The sequence below is a fragment of the Streptomyces pratensis genome (assembly GCF_016804005.1).
Lineage (GTDB): Bacteria > Actinomycetota > Actinomycetes > Streptomycetales > Streptomycetaceae > Streptomyces > Streptomyces pratensis_A.
Window position 1 is genome coordinate 7,503,261 of record NZ_CP051486.1, and the last position, 15,541, is coordinate 7,518,801.

Here is a 15,541-nt window from a genome sequence, read left to right on the forward strand (position 1 = left end):
TTGTGCACAACCGTTGTGCTTCACGTCACTTCGGGGCGACCGAACCGTCCGTGAGCCCGTCGTACATCCCCTGCACCAACTGCCCTCCGAGCCGCCCCGCCGTGCGCAGCGCGTCCTCGAACGCCGCGAGGGCGCTGAACTGTTCACCGTACTTCCGCTGTTCGGCCAGCGGCAGGCGCGGCACCTGGAGGCGGCGGGCGTCGAGCCGGGTCGCGGTGGAGGCGTAGCTGCTGGCCTGCCGGCTGTTGGCGGTGCCGCGCAGGAATCCGGCGAGGAACCAGGGGTCAAGTGCGGCCGGGTCGGGCCGCAGCAGCTGGAGGTTCCTACCGAGCGCGGCACCGGCGGTGGCGTCGTCGACGACCCTGGCGACCGAACCGCCGCCGAGCACGGGCACGATGACGTCCCCCGCCTCGAGGAGGAGCGGTTCGTCCTCGGGGGCTCCCGCGGACATGGAGGGCGTGCCGCTGGGGGCCGTTCCCGCGATGACGTCGTGCTCGGTCAGGACCGGCACCTCGCCTCCGCCGGCGCCGGATCCGGTCCGCAGGTGCAGGGCGCCCGCACGGGCCAGTTCACCGACCGTGGTGAAGGGACGTCTGGCCGGTTCACAGGGGACGGCCGGCGGCGGCGTGATCCGGGCGGTCAATTGCAGGGTTTCCCGCAGCCGCTCCCGTACGCGGACCAGTTCGGCCGCCCCGCCGCCGGCCGCCGGGGGCAGATGGCGGGCGGGGGCAAGGTCCACGTCGTCGTCGAGGAGTTCGATGACGGGTACGGCCCGGCTGGTCCCCGGACGCTCCTCGACGGCCGCACGGCGGCCCGGCGCGTCGAAGGGGGTCCATGCGTCGAGCACCGCGCCGCGCACCGCCGGCCAGTCCAGCCGGTCACGGCCGGAGGGGGCTGGGGCGGTCTCGGGTTCCGCCGCGTCGACGACCAGGAGTTCGGGTGCCGGGGGCTGCTCGGCGCCCGGCTTGCGGAGGACCCAGATGTGGAGCGGGATGCCGTACGGGGGTGCGGCGCCCGCCGGGAGAGCGATGACGGCGCGGAGCGCGCCACGGCGGAGCAGATCGGCGCGGATCCGGCGTCCCGACCGGCGGGAGGCGGCGGCCGGGGGCATGAGCACCACGGCGGTGCCACCTTCACGGAGGTGGGCGAGGGCGTGCTGGACCCAGGCGAGTTCGGACTCGGTGCGGGCGGGGAGGCCGTACTCCCAGCGTGGGTCGTAGGCCAGTTCGTCGTGCCCCCAGTTGCGCTCGTTGAACGGCGGGTGGCAGAGCACCGCGTCCACGGTGAGCCCGGGGAACGCGTCGGCGCGCAGGGTGTCGCCGGTCCGTACCGCGAGCGTGGACCCGTCGGCCCCGCATCCCGTGGAGTCGAGGGCGAGACGGAGCGCGGTGAGCGCCGCCAGGTCGGGATCGGCCTCCTGCGCGTGGAGCGCCGTGGGCCGGCCGACGGCGCACAGCAGGGCGCCGGTCCCGGCGGCGGGGTCGAGGACCGAGAGCGAGCCCCTGTTGCCGCTCTGCCGGGCGGCGTCCCTCACCGGCTGTGCGAGGTCGGCCATCAGCTCGGCGAGGCCGGGGGGTGTGAGCGTGTACTGACGCGGGTTGGCGTCCAGCTGGCGGCCGAAGAGGAAGTCGAAGGCCTGTCGGGCGCCGGTCTCCGCGGCCAGTTCGGCCACGGCGCGCAGAAGGGGGACGGAAGGCAGGAGGGCTGACGCCGTGGGGGTGGGGACTGCCCGCCGCGCTCCGAAGCGGTCGGCGAGTACGTGGTCCAGCGCACCCGGCAGTACACCTGCCATCCGGGTGTCCGAGACGGCGGTGATCTCGAGCCAGGCGGTGGGCCTGTCCCGGACGATCAGGAGCGCGCACCCCGCGTGGACAAGCGCGGTGACGGCGCCGTCGGGGTGGCCCGCCACCTGTTGCCAGACGCGCTCGCGCAGCGGCACCTCGGCGAGTTTCCCCTGGTCGCGGAGCCATTGTTCGACCTCGGGCAGCGCGAAGGACGGGCTGGCCTCGGTGCCTCCGACAGGTTTCGGGAAGTCGGTGTGCCGACGGCGCCAGTTGCTGACGGCCGCGCGGCCCACGCCCGCGAGCCTGGCGATTCCGGCCGCGGTGACCTCTGTCGAATTGTCCGGCACTGGCCTGTCTCCCGTTCCACGCACGTCGGTGTCTCGCCTGGTGTGTGTGGGTGAGCATACCGACACACCCTCAAGAGCGGTTCACAGAGATTGTTCTGTTGACTCGGTTCACAGCTGATGCTTCTATTGACCCGTCGCACACCGATGCTTCACATCGGACCGCTCACACTCTCGCGTTCCTCACCGGAAGGGCACAGCCATGTCCCAGTACACGCAGCCGCACCAGCCTCAGCAGCCGTACGCCCCCACGCAGACACCGGGCACCAGGCCCGCTCGCAACGGCCTCGGCATCTCCGCCCTCGTCCTCGGAATCATCGGGACGGTCTCGGGGCTGATCCCGTTCTTCTTCTGGCTCGCGGGGATCCTCGGCCTCATCGCCCTGATCCTGGGTCTCGCGGGGCGGGGCCGCGCCAAGCGCGGCGAGGCCACGAACAAGGGCGTGACGACGTTCGGCGCGGTCCTCGGCCTGGTCTCGCTGATCCTGTCGGTCGTCGGGGCCGTCCTGACGTTCAAGGCCGTGGACGACGTGGTGACCGACATCAACAAGGCGGTCGAGGACACCTCGGCCTCCGCGAAGCCGGCCGCCGGCGGAGGGGCCGCCGGCGGAACGGAGGGCAAGGGCGAGACCCTGGCGGCAGGGGACTCCGCGGCGTACGACGACGGCCTGGAGGTCACCGTGGGCGACCCGGCCTCCTACACCGCCGACGAGTTCGCGATCGGCCATACCAAGGGCAACAGCGCCTACACGGTCTCGGTCGTCATCGAGAACAATGGCAAGGAGAAGTTCGACGCCACGCTCGTGAGCGTCGACGCCCGAGCGGGCGAGGACGGCGTGAACGCCGAGCAGATCTTCGACGGCACGGTCGGCGAAGGCTTCACCGGCACCGTCCTGCCGGGCAAGAAGGTCACGGCGAAGTACGCCTTCGACGTCCCGGCCGACGCCAAGAACCTGACCGTCGAGGTCGGCCCCGGCTTCGAGTGGGACGCGAGCCAGTGGGACCTGAAGCTCTGACGGACGGGCCGCGTGCCACGCCCCTCCATCGGCTCCCCGACGCCTCCCCGCAGACCGCGGCGCCCCTCCTGCGGCCCGCGCGACCCACCTCGGCCGGCAGGTGCGTCCCTCCGCCGGCCCGGGGGACGCGCGGGAGCCCGCGCCGCAGCATCCCGCCCCTCAGGGCCGGCCACCCCTCAGGGGCGGGCCGGCCCTGAGGCGTCACGCCGCCCGGTGCCGCACCCAGACGTTCGGCCCGACATGGACGGCATCACGCCGCCCGGTGCCGCACCCAGACGTTCGGCTCGACATAGACGGCGTAACCGTGTGCGGGCGAGCAGTGGACAGGCACCAGGGCACCCGGCACTTCCACGGAACCCTCCGTGTCGAAAGGCAGCCCGGTCCACCTCCGCCACTGCTCCAGGGATCCGCTCACTGTCATCGACACCGGCGCCACCGCCTCGATGACGCCGCCGGCCCGCACGTGGACCCGCAGCCAGGGGTCGTAGGGCAGCCCGTCCTCCTCCCGGACGCGCCGGGCGTACTCCTCCATCGGTGCCGTGGCCTCGGCGTGCTTGCCGCTCGGCCTGACCGGGGCGACGAGTTCCTGGAAGCCGAGGCGCCGGGCGTTCTCCCGCATCGCCGCCACCATGTGCCCGGAGATGCCCTGCCCGAGCCGCCCGGTCGTCACCGCGATCTCGATCGCGCTGACCGTGTCCGGAGTCCGCCCGTGCCTCAGGTCGGAGAAGGCCCACAACAGCACCTGGTCCCAGCCGCCCTCCGGCAGCTTCCCCCGCCCCGGCGCGCCGAGGGCGAAGGGCACGCTGTAACCCCGTGCCACCACCGCGCCCTCGGGGTCGGTGGCGACGAGTACGAACTCGGGGAACTCGGCGGCTATGCGAGGGAAGTTGGCCCAGCCGACCAGGTCCTCCAGCACGAACTCGGGCCAGATGTCGGGCATTTCCTCCAGCGCACCGGCCAGCTGCGGCCGCTCGGCCAGCGTCGTGATCTTCAGGTCCATGCGGTCACGGTATGCACCGCCCGGGGCCCGGCCAACACATTTCCGGGCTCACGCGGCCGAACCGACGGCGGCCGCCCACACCGGCCAGAGCGTGAGCAGCACCCCGGCCGTCCAGTACGTCCCCGGCGACAACGCCGCCCGGCGCTGCACCCAGTCGTTGGCGAGCCACCAGATGATCCCGAACACCGCCACCACGGGCACGACGATCAGCAGCCACAGCTGCATGCCGTCGTTCTCGGTCGGTTCACGGGAGGTCCAGCCTGCATCCGCGAGCGGCCCGTTCGACAGGTAGTACCAGACCAGGAACATCGGCACTACGCCCGGAACCCCGAGCAGCAGATTCATCCCCGCAGCCGTCAGCCGCCACTTCCACATGCGCCCAGTATGCGGAGAGCCGGTAAGGGCGCCGTCAACGCGTGGGAGCCTCGGTCGGGCTTCCGCCCGTGGGCAGCTTCTCGGCGGGGCAGGCGGACAGCACCTTACGCATCGCCTCCCGCTCGGCCGTCGTCACCCAGAGCCCGTACTTGCTCTTCACCGACACCTGCCCCGCCACGTACGTACAGCGGTACGCCTTGTTGGGGGGCAGCCAGGTCGCGGTGTCCCCGTCCCCCTTGCGGCGGTTGGTGGACGAGTCGGCCGCCACCAGATTGAGCGGGTCGTTCGCGAAGGCCCGGCGTTTGCCGTCGCTCCACTGCTGGGCGCCCTTCTGCCACGCGTCGGACAGGGCGACGAGGTGGTCTATGTCCACCTTGCTGCGGCCGCGTTCGAAAGCGATCCGGGTCCCGGTGTAGGGGTCGGGATCGAGGACGCCGCTCAGCACCTTGCAGCCGTCGGCGTCCCGGGAGACGTCGTCCAGCTGGTGGGCGAGGACGTCGTCGCGGGTGCCGCACCCGTTGCGGTCGGTGTCCGCCCAGGCGGATCCGAACTCGTCCCGGTCGTAACCGGTTCTCGGCGCACGGCCCTTCACCGTCAGGCCCTCGACAGCCCGCAACGCCGATCCGCCCGGAGCCGGGGAGGTGCCGGCCGGCGTGGGATCGCCGAGGCCGCCCACAGCCTCGCAGCCGGTCAGGGCCAACGCGCCCACCAGCGCCGACGTGGCGCAGGCGAGCAGTCGGTGTCGATGGGGAACGGCTCGAAGAGGGGTCACAGCGCACCAGGTTAGGCGTGAGGTGATCCGGCCGTGAAGGCGGCGTCCCCTGCCCCCGCCGGAACACGACGCCGGGCGACGCGGCGCGGGCGGAGCGCCTCAGGCGCCTTCGGCACCACCCGCACGCCGTCCGCCGTGCGGCCTCGCACCGCTGCCGCTGCCGATGCCCGGCGTCGTCCCGGACGGCAGCGAGCCCCAACCGAGGACCTCGCCCCCACAGCGGCCCCAGCAGCTCGACGAGCCTGCCCTGCTCGCCGCCGGGACCCGCACCACCGGCGCGCTGCGCGCCGGCGTCAGCGGCCCGGCCGACGGGCGCCGCGGCGGCGACGAACGGCTCGAGGGCGTCGCGGCCTTGCCCCTCGCCCACGGCTTCGCCACGCCGCTCAGCGGAAACCTCGACGAGCCGGTGGGGGACAGGGACCCCGAGGACGTCTTCCGCGTCCTCGCCGGCCTCCTGTTCTCCCGGGTTCGGGAGCTACGAACCCAGAATCGTCGTGAGGAACTCTCCGGTCCACGAGAGGAGCTCGCGCCCCACCACCGGCTTCCCGCCGATCCGGCCCGCGGTCGGCCGGGGCACCAGGATCTGGCGCGTGGCCGGCTTGAAGATCGTCTTGGGGTGCAGCCGCTTCAGCCGCAGCTCCTGCGACTCCCTCAGCTCCACCGGCGCGAAGCGGATGTTCGGCCCCTGCAGCACGATCTCACCCACCCCGCAGGCCCGGGCCAGCATCCGCAGGCCAGCCACCAGCAGGAGGTTCTCCACCGGCTCCGGCAGCTTGCCGTACCGGTCGGTGAGCTCCTCGCGCACCGCCCGGATGTCGTCCTCCGAGTTCGCGGAGGCGATGGCGCGGTACGCCTGGAGTCGCAGCCGCTCCCCCGGGGCGTAGTCGTGCGGGACGTGCGCGTCGACCGGCAGCTCGATCTTGACCTCCAGCGGCGGCTCCTCCTCGACCCCGCCGTCCACCGCCGCACGGTAGTCCGCCACCGCCTCACCGACCATCCGGATGTACAGGTCGAAGCCGACCCCCGCGATGTGCCCGGACTGCTCACCGCCGAGCAGGTTCCCCGCGCCACGGATCTCCAGGTCCTTCATCGCCACGTACATGCCCGCACCCATCTCGGTGTGCTGGGCGATCGTCGCCAGACGCTCGTGCGCGGTCTCCGTCAGCGGCTTCTCCGGCGGATACAGGAAGTAGGAGTAACCCCGGTCCCGGCCACGGCCGACACGGCCTCGCAACTGGTGCAGCTGGGACAGACCGAAGTTGTCGCCGCGCTCCACGATCAGCGTGTTGGCGTTGGAGATGTCGATGCCTGACTCGACGATCGTCGTGGAGACCAGGACGTCGAACCTCTTCTCCCAGAAGTCGACGACGACCTGCTCCAGCTGGCTCTCCCCCATCTGCCCGTGCGCCGTCGCGATCCTCGCCTCGGGCACGATCTCACGCAGCCGCGCGGCCGCCCGGTCGATCGACTCGACCCGGTTGTGGATGTAGAAGACCTGGCCCTCGCGCAGCAGTTCACGCCGCACGGCCGCGCCGATCTGCTTCTCCTCGTAAGGCCCGACGAAGGTGAGGACCGGGTGCCGCTCCTCGGGGGGCGTCGTGATCGTCGACATCTCGCGGATGCCCGTGACGGCCATCTCGAGCGTACGGGGGATGGGCGTCGCCGACATCGTGAGCACGTCCACGTTGGCGCGGAGCTTCTTCAGCTGCTCCTTGTGCTCCACGCCGAAGCGCTGCTCCTCGTCGACGATGACCAGGCCCAGGTCCTTGAACTTCGTCTCCGACGAGAACAGCCGGTGCGTGCCGATGACCAGGTCCACGGACCCGTCCTTCAGCCCCTCCAGCGTCGCCTTCGACTCGGTGTCCGACTGGAAGCGGCTCAGCGCCCGCACATTGACGGGGAACTGGGCGTACCGCTCGGTGAAGGTGCCGAAGTGCTGCTGGACCAGGAGCGTCGTCGGCACGAGCACCGCGACCTGCTTGCCGTCCTGGACCGCTTTGAAGGCCGCCCGCACCGCGATCTCCGTCTTGCCGTAGCCGACGTCGCCACAGATCAGCCGGTCCATGGGGACCGACTTCTCCATGTCCTCCTTGACCTCGGCGATCGTGGACAGCTGGTCGGGCGTCTCCGCGTACGGGAAGGCGTCCTCCAGTTCGCGCTGCCACGGGGTGTCCGCTCCGAAGGCGTGGCCGGGAGCGGCCATCCGCGCCGAGTACAGCTTGATCAGGTCGGCGGCGATCTCCTTGACCGCCTTCTTGGCGCGCTGCTTCGTCTTCGTCCAGTCGGCGCCGCCGAGCCGGTGCAGGGTCGGGGCCTCGCCGCCGACGTACTTGGTGACCTGCTCCAGCTGGTCGGTGGGGATGTAGAGCCGGTCCCCGGGCTGGCCGCGCTTGGCGGGGGCGTACTCGACGAGGAGGTACTCACGGGTCGCGCCCTGCACGGCGCGCTGGACCATCTCGATGTAGCGGCCGACACCGTGCTGCTCGTGGACGATGTAGTCGCCCGCCTGCAGGGTCAGCGGGTCGACGGACTTGCGGCGGCGGGCGGGCATCCGCCCCAGGTCCTTGCTGGCCGTGCGCTGCCCGGTCAGATCCGTCTCGGTCAGCACGGCCAGCTTCAGCGCCGGGTCGACGAAGCCGTTGTCGATGGCTCCGCACGACACGTGGACGAGCGACGGCGTGATCTCGGCCAGGTGCTGGTCGAGGCGGGCCGGGATGCCCTCGCCGCCCAGCACCTCGACCGTGCGGGAGGCGGGGCCCTGCCCCTCGGTGACGTACACCGTGCGCCAGCCGTCGGCGAGCCACCCCTTGGTGTCGGCGAGCGCCCGGGCGGTGTCACCGCGGTAGGCCTCCGGGGCGTGCATCCCGAGCTTCAGGGTGTCCCCGTCAAGGTCCTCGTCGGCGGCGAACGGGGAGGTGGACCACCACATCATGCCCAGCTCACGGGCCCGCTCCCGGACGTCGGCGATGCCCCACAGGGAGGCCGCGCCGACGTCGATCGGGGCCTCTCCCCCGCCCGCCGTGGCCGCCCAGGACGCGTGGAGGAACTCCTGGCTCGTCGCGACGAGGTCCGCCGCCCGGGTGCGCACCCGCTCCGGGTCGCAGACCAGCGCCATGGAGCCCTTCGGCAGGACGTCCAGCAGCAGCTCCATCTCGTCGACGAGCACGGGGGCCAGGGACTCCATGCCCTCGACGGCGATCCCCTCGGCGATCTTCCCGAGCAGCTCGCCCAGCTCCGGGTGCTCCTCGGCGAGAGCCGCCGCCCGGGTGCGCACGTCCTCGGTGAGCAGCAGCTCACGGCAGGGCGGGGCCCACAGCCCGTGCTCGGCGACCTCCAGGGACCGCTGGTCGGCGATCTTGAAGTAGCGGATCTCCTCTACGTCGTCGCCCCAGAACTCCACCCGGAGGGGGTGCTCCTCGGTCGGCGGGAAGACGTCCAGGATCCCGCCGCGCACAGCGAACTCGCCACGCTTCTCGACCAGCTCGACACGCGCGTACGCCGCTGCCGCGAGCGCGTCCACGACCTCACCCAGATCCGCGGTCCGCCCGCTGCTCAGAGCGACGGGCTCCAGGTCACCGAGGCCCTTGACCTGCGGCTGGAGCACGGAACGGACCGGGGCGACGACGACGGAGACCGGCCCGGTCTCCGGGTCGTCCTGCCGGGGGTGAGCGAGCCTGCGCAGCACGGCGAGGCGGCGGCCCACGGTGTCCGAGCGGGGCGAGAGCCGCTCGTGGGGCAGGGTCTCCCAGGAGGGGAACTCCGCCACGGTGTCGGGCGGCAGCAGGGTCCGCAGCGCCGCCGCCAGGTCCTCGGCCTCGCGGCCCGTCGCGGTGACGGCGAGCACGGTACGCCCGGCCTCACGTGCCAGCGCGGCCACGGCGAAGGGACGCGCGGCGGGCGGGCCGACCAGGTCGACATGGGCCCGGTGGCCGTCGGCGGCGGCCTTCACCGCCTCGGAGAGCGCCGGGTCGGTGACGACGACGTCCAGCAGACCGTGCAGGCTCATGAAGGTTCCGTCCGGTGTGGCGAGTGAGCAACGCGAAGGACCCGACACGTGGGACGGGCCGGGGTGTCCAGCGTACGACGCCGGTGTGTCACTCGCGCGAGGGAACGCCGTTGTCCGTACGGCGGCAGCGGGGCTAGCCTTAGTCCGGTAGCTAGTCCGCATCTGGCCCGAGCGAGGCGTCATGGAAGCAGCCCGGCAGTACAACGTGCACGAGGCGAAGACCCACTTCTCCCGGATACTGCAACAGGTCGAGACCGGTGAGGAGGTCGTGATCAGCCGGGCGGGCGAGCCCATCGCGAAGGTCGTGCCCCTCCGGTCCAAGGTCAACCGGACCGACTACGGCTCGCTCCGGGGACAGATCCACATCCCGGAGGACTTCGACGAACTTCCGGATGACATCGCCGAAGCCTTCGGGATGCGCGGATGAGGCTCCTGCTCGACACGCACGTCGTCCTGTGGTGGCTGGACGCCTCGCCGGAACTTCCCGATGACGTCCGGGACCTCCTGCGCACCGAGCCCGAGGTCCTTGTCAGCGCGGCGACACCGTGGGAGATCGCGATCAAACAGAACCTCGGGAAGCTGAAGGGCGCCGGGGATCTCGCCGAACGAGCCAGGGACATGCAGTTCAGGCCCCTGCCGATCACCGCGGAGCACGGCGTCAAGGCCGGCCGTCTCCCCCCGCTCCACCGCGACCCCTTCGACCGCATCCTCGTCGCCCAGGCCCAGACCGAGGGGCTGACGATCGTCACCCGCGACAAGTGGATTCCCCAGTACGACGTACCGGTCATGCACGCCTGACGGGGCGACGACGACGCGATCCGGCCCCGGGGCGTCTGGAGGAACGCCCCGGGGCCGGATCAGTCATGCTACGTCCGGCGCTGTCACCCGTCCGTGGCAATCGCGTTGAGGACGTTCATCCGGCCGGCCCTGAAGGCCGGGATCAGGGCGGCGAACAGTCCGACGAAGGCGGAGGCGACGAACACGGTGATGATCGTCGGCCACGGGATCTCCAGGACCCCGAGTCCTTCCAGGGCCAGCAGCTTCTGGGCCGAGGTGCCCCAGCCCATGCCGAGGCCGAGTCCGAGCAGCGCGCCGAACAGGGCGATGACCACGGACTCCAGCCGGATCATGCGCCGCAGCTGACGGCGGGAGAGGCCGATCGCCCGCATCAGGCCGATCTCACGGGTCCGCTCGACCACCGACAGGGCCAGGGTGTTCACCACGCCGAGCACAGCGACGATGATCGCCAGCGCGAGCAGTCCGTACACGATGTTCAGCAACTGGCCGATCTGGTCCTTCAGGTCCTGCTTGAAGTCGGCCTGGTTCTGCACCTTGTACTGCGGGTACGCGCCGAGCGAGCTCTTGAGTGCGGCGTACGCCTCCTTCTCCTTGCCGTCCTCCGCCGCGGCGAACATGATCATGTTCTCGGGCATCCTGTCGGCGTCCACATAGCGCTCTGCGGTGGTGACGTTGGTGTACATCGCGCCCTGGTCGACGCTCGTGTCGTCCGAGGTGATCGCGGCGACCTTCAGCTTCGCGGTCTCGCCGGCCTTGAAGGCGACGGTGAGCTCGTCGCCGACCTCGATCCCGTGCAGCGTGGCGTAGTCCGATCCGACGGACATGGAGTCCGCGCCGTACGCCTCCGACAGGTCACCGGCGGTGGTCTCGCGCCGCAGGTCCTGCGGATACGTCGGGTCGGCGGCGGTGACGTGCTCGTCCGCCGTCGAACCGTCGGGGTTGGTGAGCTTCGCGGCGAGCACCTTGTAGTTCGTGACGTGCTCGATGCCGGGCACCTTCTCGATGGCGTCGGCGGCCTGCGGCACGATCAGCTGACCGGTGTTCGACTGGACGATGAAGTCCGTGCCCACCGACTTGTCGAGCTCGTCGGTGGCCGAGGCGACCATGGAGGAGCCGACGACCGAGAGGCACGCCACCAGGGCCAGGCCGATCATCAGCGCCGCTCCGGTCGCTCCCGTACGCCGGGGGTTGCGCAGGGCGTTGCGCTCCGCCAGCCGCCCGACCGGGCCGAACAGGCGCAGGACGACGGCCCCGAGCACCCGGACGACAGCTCCGGCGAGCAGCGGGCCGATCACGATGAAGCCGATCAGGGTGAGCACCACGCCCAGGCCGAGGTAGAGCGAGCCCTCGCTCGCCTCGTCCACCCTGGTCGTCGCCCACAGGCCGGCGGCACCGGCGCCGGTGAGGACCAGGCCGATCACCGCCCGGATCCAGCCGGACCTCGCGTCCGCCGGGGTCCCGGCGTCCCGCAGGGCCGCCATCGGGGAGACCTTGCCGGCCCGGCGGGCCGGGACGTACGCGGCGAGGACGGTGACGACGATGCCGAGCGCCAGCCCGGTCACCGGTGTCGTCCAGGCAATGGTGAGGTCGCCGGTGGACAGCTCCATGCCGATGGCGCCCATGACCTTCATCAGCCCGACCGCGAGGCCGATACCGGCGGCGACACCGAGGGCCGATCCGACGATGCCCAGCAGTACCGCCTCGATGAGCACCGACCGGTTGACCTGCTTGCGGCTGGAACCGATGGCCCGCATCAGGCCGATCTCGCGGGTGCGCTGTGCGACCAGCATCGAGAAGGTGTTGACGATCAGGAAGATGCCCACGAGGAAGGCGATCCCCGCGAATCCGAGCATCGCGTACTTCATGACGTCCAGGAAGGAGCCCATCGAGTCCTTGTTGGCGGCCGCGGCCTCGTCCTGGGTCTGCAGCTTGTACGCGGCGCCGTCGCCCAGTGCAGCAGCGACGTTCTTCTTCAACTGGGTGTCGCTGAAGCCGGATTCGGCCGTGACGGAGATGTGGGTGAAGAGGCCGGGGGCGCCCAGCAGCTTCTGCTGAGCGGTGGCCGTGTCGAGGAAGACGACGGCCGCGCCCGGGTTGGTGACGGTGAAGGCGGCGATGCCGCTGATCCTCGCCTTGATGTCACCGGTGACCGCGATGGTGCGCAGCTCGTCACCGATCTTCAGGTGGTGCTTCTCGGCGGTGTCGGCGTCGACCATGACCTCGGTCGGGCCGCGCGGCGCGTGCCCCGAGGCGATCTCCATGGAACGCAGGTCGTTGCGCGTCCAGTTGCCGGCGATCGTCGGGGCGCCGGTCTCCGAGCCCATGTTCTTGTTGCGGCTGTCGACGACCGTGACGGACATGCTGGAGACGCCGCCCTCGGCCGCCTTCACCCCGTCGGCCTTCCCGATCTGCGCGACGGTCGCGGCGGGCAGCGATTCGGGCCTGCCGTTCTCCGGCATGTCGTCGGCGCCCCCGGCCGCCTTCGGGCTCACGGTCACATCGGCCGACGAAGCGGCGAAGAGCTTGTCGAAGGTGGTGTTCATCGTGTCGGTGAAGACGAGCGTGCCGCACACGAACGCCACCGACAGCAGGACCGCGACGGCGGAGAGCGCCATCCGCCCCTTGTGCGCGAGGAAGTTGCGCATCGAGGTCTTCCAGACGGTCATGACGTCCGCCCGCGCGCGTCGAAGTCCTTCATCCGGTCCAGGACCTGCTCGGCCGTCGGGTTCTTCATCTCGTCGACGATGGAACCGTCCGCGAGGTAGAGGACCCGGTCGGCGTAGGAGGCTGCCACCGGGTCGTGGGTGACCATGACGATGGTCTGGCCGAGCTCGTCGACCGACTTGCGGAGGAAGGACAGCACCTCGGCTCCGGCCCGGGAGTCCAGGTTCCCGGTGGGTTCGTCCCCGAAGATGATCTCGGGGCGGGCGGCGAGCGCCCTGGCCACCGCGACGCGCTGCTGCTGGCCGCCGGACAGCTGTGTGGGCCGGTGCTTGAGCCGCTCGGAGAGGCCGACGGTCTCCACGACCTGCTGCAGCCAGCCGGCGTCGGGCTTGCGGCCCGCGATGTCCATGGGCAGCGTGATGTTCTCCAGCGCGTTGAGCGTGGGCAGCAGGTTGAACGCCTGGAAGATGAAACCGATCCGGTCCCGGCGCAGCTGCGTCAGCTTCTTGTCCTTGAGGCCCGTGATCTCGGTGTCGGCGAGGTGGATCTGACCGGAGGTCACCGTGTCCAGCCCTGCCAGACAGTGCATCAGGGTCGACTTGCCGGACCCGGACGGGCCCATGATCGCCGTGAACTGCCCGCGGACGATGTCCACGTCGACGTGATCGAGCGCCACGACCCGGGTCTCCCCCGCCCCGTACGCCTTGACGACCTGCCGCGCCCGCGCAGCTACGGCCGTACGCCCTCCAGTGTCCCCGTGCCTGGGAATGGTTACAGCCGTTGTCACGGTTTTTCTCCTATGTCGGTCGATGCCCGGACGTCCCTGTGTACGTTCCGAGTCTCGGGTGCGAAGGGGGTCGAGCGCGCTGGTGCCCGGCGCAGTCTTCATGTGGGGTTTTCCCCACCCCTCCCCCTGCGGCGGGCCACATCAGCGATGTAAGAACACGTTAAGGAACGGACCCTCCATGTCTCGTCCTCCGCCGGGAGGAACGACCCCTGGGCACAACTACGTAGCTCCCCCTAGGGGTCCGCGCCTTCAGGACGAGACCTGAGTAGGGGCTCACGCTTTCGGCCGTGCGGCTCCCACGGATCCACCGGCGGTGAGACAGTGACCCCCAGGAAATAGATGCATAGGGAAGGGACCCCCTGTGGGCGGCAAGGACGGCACCGGCGGCACGGACAGCCCGGAAGCAGTGCCCGGGACGGCAGCCCCGGAGGCGGCGCGGGACACCGACCGCGGCCGCCGCCCGGTCGTCGCGGCCCTGATGCTCGGCATGGGCCTCGCCGCCATCGACGGCACCATCGTCGCGACCGCGGTCCCGCAGATCGTCGGCGACCTCGGGGGCTTCTCCGTCTTCTCCTGGCTCTTCTCCGGTTACCTGCTCGCCGTGACCGTCACCCTGCCGGTGTACGGGAAGCTCTCCGACACCTTCGGCCGCAAGCCCGTCCTGATCGCCGGCATCATCCTCTTCCTGGCCGGCTCCCTGCTCTGCGCCGCCGCCTGGAACATGGCCGCCCTCATCGCCTTCCGCGTCGTCCAGGGCCTCGGCGGCGGCGCCCTCCAGGGCACGGTGCAGACCATCGCCGCCGACCTGTACCCGCTCAGGGAACGGCCGAAGATCCAGGCGAAGCTGTCCACCGTCTGGGCCACCTCGGCCGTGGCCGGGCCGGCGGTCGGGGGGCTCCTCGCCGCCTACGCCGACTGGCGCTGGATCTTCCTGATCAACCTGCCGGTCGGCGCCGTCGCCCTCTGGCTGGTGGTCCGTCACCTCCACGAGCCCGCCCGGCCACGCCCCGCCACCCGCCCCCGTACCGACTGGGCGGGCGCCCTCGCGGTCTTCGCCACGGGCGCTCTCCTGCTGACCGCTCTCGTCCAGGGCGGCGTCGCCTGGCCCTGGCTCTCCGCCCCCTCACTGGGGCTGCTGGGGGCGAGCGCGGCACTGGCGGCCCTGACCGTCTTCATCGAGCGCCGCGCCGCCGAACCCGTGATACCCGGCTGGGTATGGCGGCGCCGCACCATCGCCTCGGTCAACCTCGCCCTCGGCGCGATGGGACTGCTCATGGTCGCGCCGACCGTCTTCCTGCCGACCTACGCCCAGTCCGTCCTGGGACTGGGCCCGATCGCCGCCGGTTTCGTCCTGTCCGTGATGACCCTGAGCTGGCCCGTCTCCGCCGCCCTGTCCGACCGGGTCTACAACCGCATCGGTTTCCGCCGCACCGCCATCATCGGCATGTCCGGTGCCCTGCTGGTCCTGCTCTGCTTCCCCCTGCTGCCCTATCCCGGTGCCGCCTGGCAGCCCGCCCTGCTCATGCTGCTGCTCGGTGCGACGCTCGGCCTCTTCCAGCTCCCGCTGATCGTCGGGGTCCAGTCGACGGTCGGCTGGACCGAGCGGGGCACGACGACCGCGTCCGTACTGTTCTGCCGTCAGGTCGGCCAGAGCCTGGGAGCCGCCCTCTTCGGCGCCGTCGCCAACGGAGTACTCGCCTCCCGGCTGGCCGACTCCCCCGTCCCGGGGCTGCCCGGCGACCTGGACGCGATCTCGCACGCCCTCGATGACCCGGGGGCTCTCTCCGCCGCCGCGACGGACCATCTGCGGAGGGCCGTCGACACCGCGGTCGACCACGTGTTCACCGGGGCCGCGGTCGCCGCCGCGCTCGCACTGCTGGTGCTCGTCCTCATGGCACCGCGCCGCTTCCCGGTACTGGACGAACACGAAAGCGCCCCCCGGGCGCCCAAGGACTAGACAACTGGCGGGTTACCCCAGGTAGTTCACCGGTACCCC

11 protein-coding genes are annotated in these 15,541 nt (G+C 71.2%); 4 read left to right on the forward strand and 7 right to left on the reverse strand.

What is annotated here, in order from left to right; translation table 11 throughout:
* Positions 1 to 25: 25 nt before the first annotated feature.
* Positions 26 to 2,131 (reverse strand): N-6 DNA methylase, encoded by a 2,106-nt coding sequence (locus HED23_RS31440; RefSeq protein WP_203186704.1) that lies wholly within the window; start codon positions 2,129 to 2,131, stop codon positions 26 to 28.
* A gap of 199 nt (positions 2,132 to 2,330) precedes the next feature.
* Here HED23_RS31440 and HED23_RS31445 point away from each other — a divergent pair, with 199 nt between their 5' ends.
* Positions 2,331 to 3,143, forward strand: coding sequence for a DUF4352 domain-containing protein (locus HED23_RS31445; RefSeq protein WP_203186705.1), 813 nt, complete (start codon positions 2,331 to 2,333; stop codon positions 3,141 to 3,143).
* Positions 3,144 to 3,393: 250 nt separating this feature from the next.
* Here HED23_RS31445 and HED23_RS31450 read toward each other — a convergent pair whose 3' ends face one another.
* The 4 genes from HED23_RS31450 to mfd form a co-directional block, all read right to left on the reverse strand.
* Positions 3,394 to 4,143: an N-acetyltransferase gene (locus tag HED23_RS31450; RefSeq protein ID WP_203186706.1), complete on the reverse strand. Its 750-nt coding sequence runs from the start codon at positions 4,141 to 4,143 to the stop codon at positions 3,394 to 3,396.
* A 48-nt stretch (positions 4,144 to 4,191) separates the two neighbouring features.
* Positions 4,192 to 4,518 carry a hypothetical protein gene (locus HED23_RS31455; protein WP_203186707.1) on the reverse strand — a complete coding sequence of 109 codons (327 nt, stop codon included), beginning with the start codon at positions 4,516 to 4,518 and terminating at the stop codon, positions 4,192 to 4,194.
* 34 nt (positions 4,519 to 4,552) lie between these two features.
* Entirely contained in the window at positions 4,553 to 5,290 is a 738-nt protein-coding gene (locus HED23_RS31460) for an HNH endonuclease family protein (RefSeq protein WP_238442185.1), read from the reverse strand.
* A gap of 475 nt (positions 5,291 to 5,765) precedes the next feature.
* Entirely contained in the window at positions 5,766 to 9,296 is a 3,531-nt protein-coding gene (mfd, locus tag HED23_RS31465; protein ID WP_203186708.1) for a transcription-repair coupling factor, read from the reverse strand.
* A 181-nt stretch (positions 9,297 to 9,477) separates the two neighbouring features.
* On the opposite strand from mfd, the gene HED23_RS31470 reads away from it, so the two are divergent.
* Together HED23_RS31470 and HED23_RS31475 are read left to right on the forward strand one after the other, a co-directional pair.
* The gene (locus HED23_RS31470; RefSeq protein ID WP_203186709.1) at positions 9,478 to 9,723 is read left to right on the forward strand and encodes a type II toxin-antitoxin system Phd/YefM family antitoxin; all 246 of its coding nucleotides are present in this window, start codon (positions 9,478 to 9,480) and stop codon (positions 9,721 to 9,723) included.
* Positions 9,720 to 10,094: a type II toxin-antitoxin system VapC family toxin gene (locus HED23_RS31475; RefSeq protein WP_203186710.1), complete on the forward strand. Its 375-nt coding sequence runs from the start codon at positions 9,720 to 9,722 to the stop codon at positions 10,092 to 10,094. Before HED23_RS31470 ends, HED23_RS31475 begins: the two co-directional genes overlap by 4 nt.
* An 83-nt stretch (positions 10,095 to 10,177) precedes the next feature.
* Here the strand turns inward: HED23_RS31475 and HED23_RS31480 are convergent, their stop codons facing one another.
* Entirely contained in the window at positions 10,178 to 12,760 is a 2,583-nt protein-coding gene (locus HED23_RS31480) for an ABC transporter permease (RefSeq protein WP_203186711.1), read from the reverse strand.
* Positions 12,757 to 13,545 (reverse strand): ABC transporter ATP-binding protein, encoded by a 789-nt coding sequence (locus tag HED23_RS31485; RefSeq protein ID WP_203186712.1) that lies wholly within the window; start codon positions 13,543 to 13,545, stop codon positions 12,757 to 12,759. Before HED23_RS31485 ends, HED23_RS31480 begins: the two co-directional genes overlap by 4 nt.
* Before the next feature lie 361 nt (positions 13,546 to 13,906).
* Here HED23_RS31485 and HED23_RS31490 point away from each other — a divergent pair, with 361 nt between their 5' ends.
* Positions 13,907 to 15,502, forward strand: a complete 1,596-nt coding sequence (locus HED23_RS31490) for an MFS transporter (protein ID WP_203186713.1) — start codon at positions 13,907 to 13,909, stop codon at positions 15,500 to 15,502.
* Positions 15,503 to 15,541: the final 39 nt, after the last annotated feature.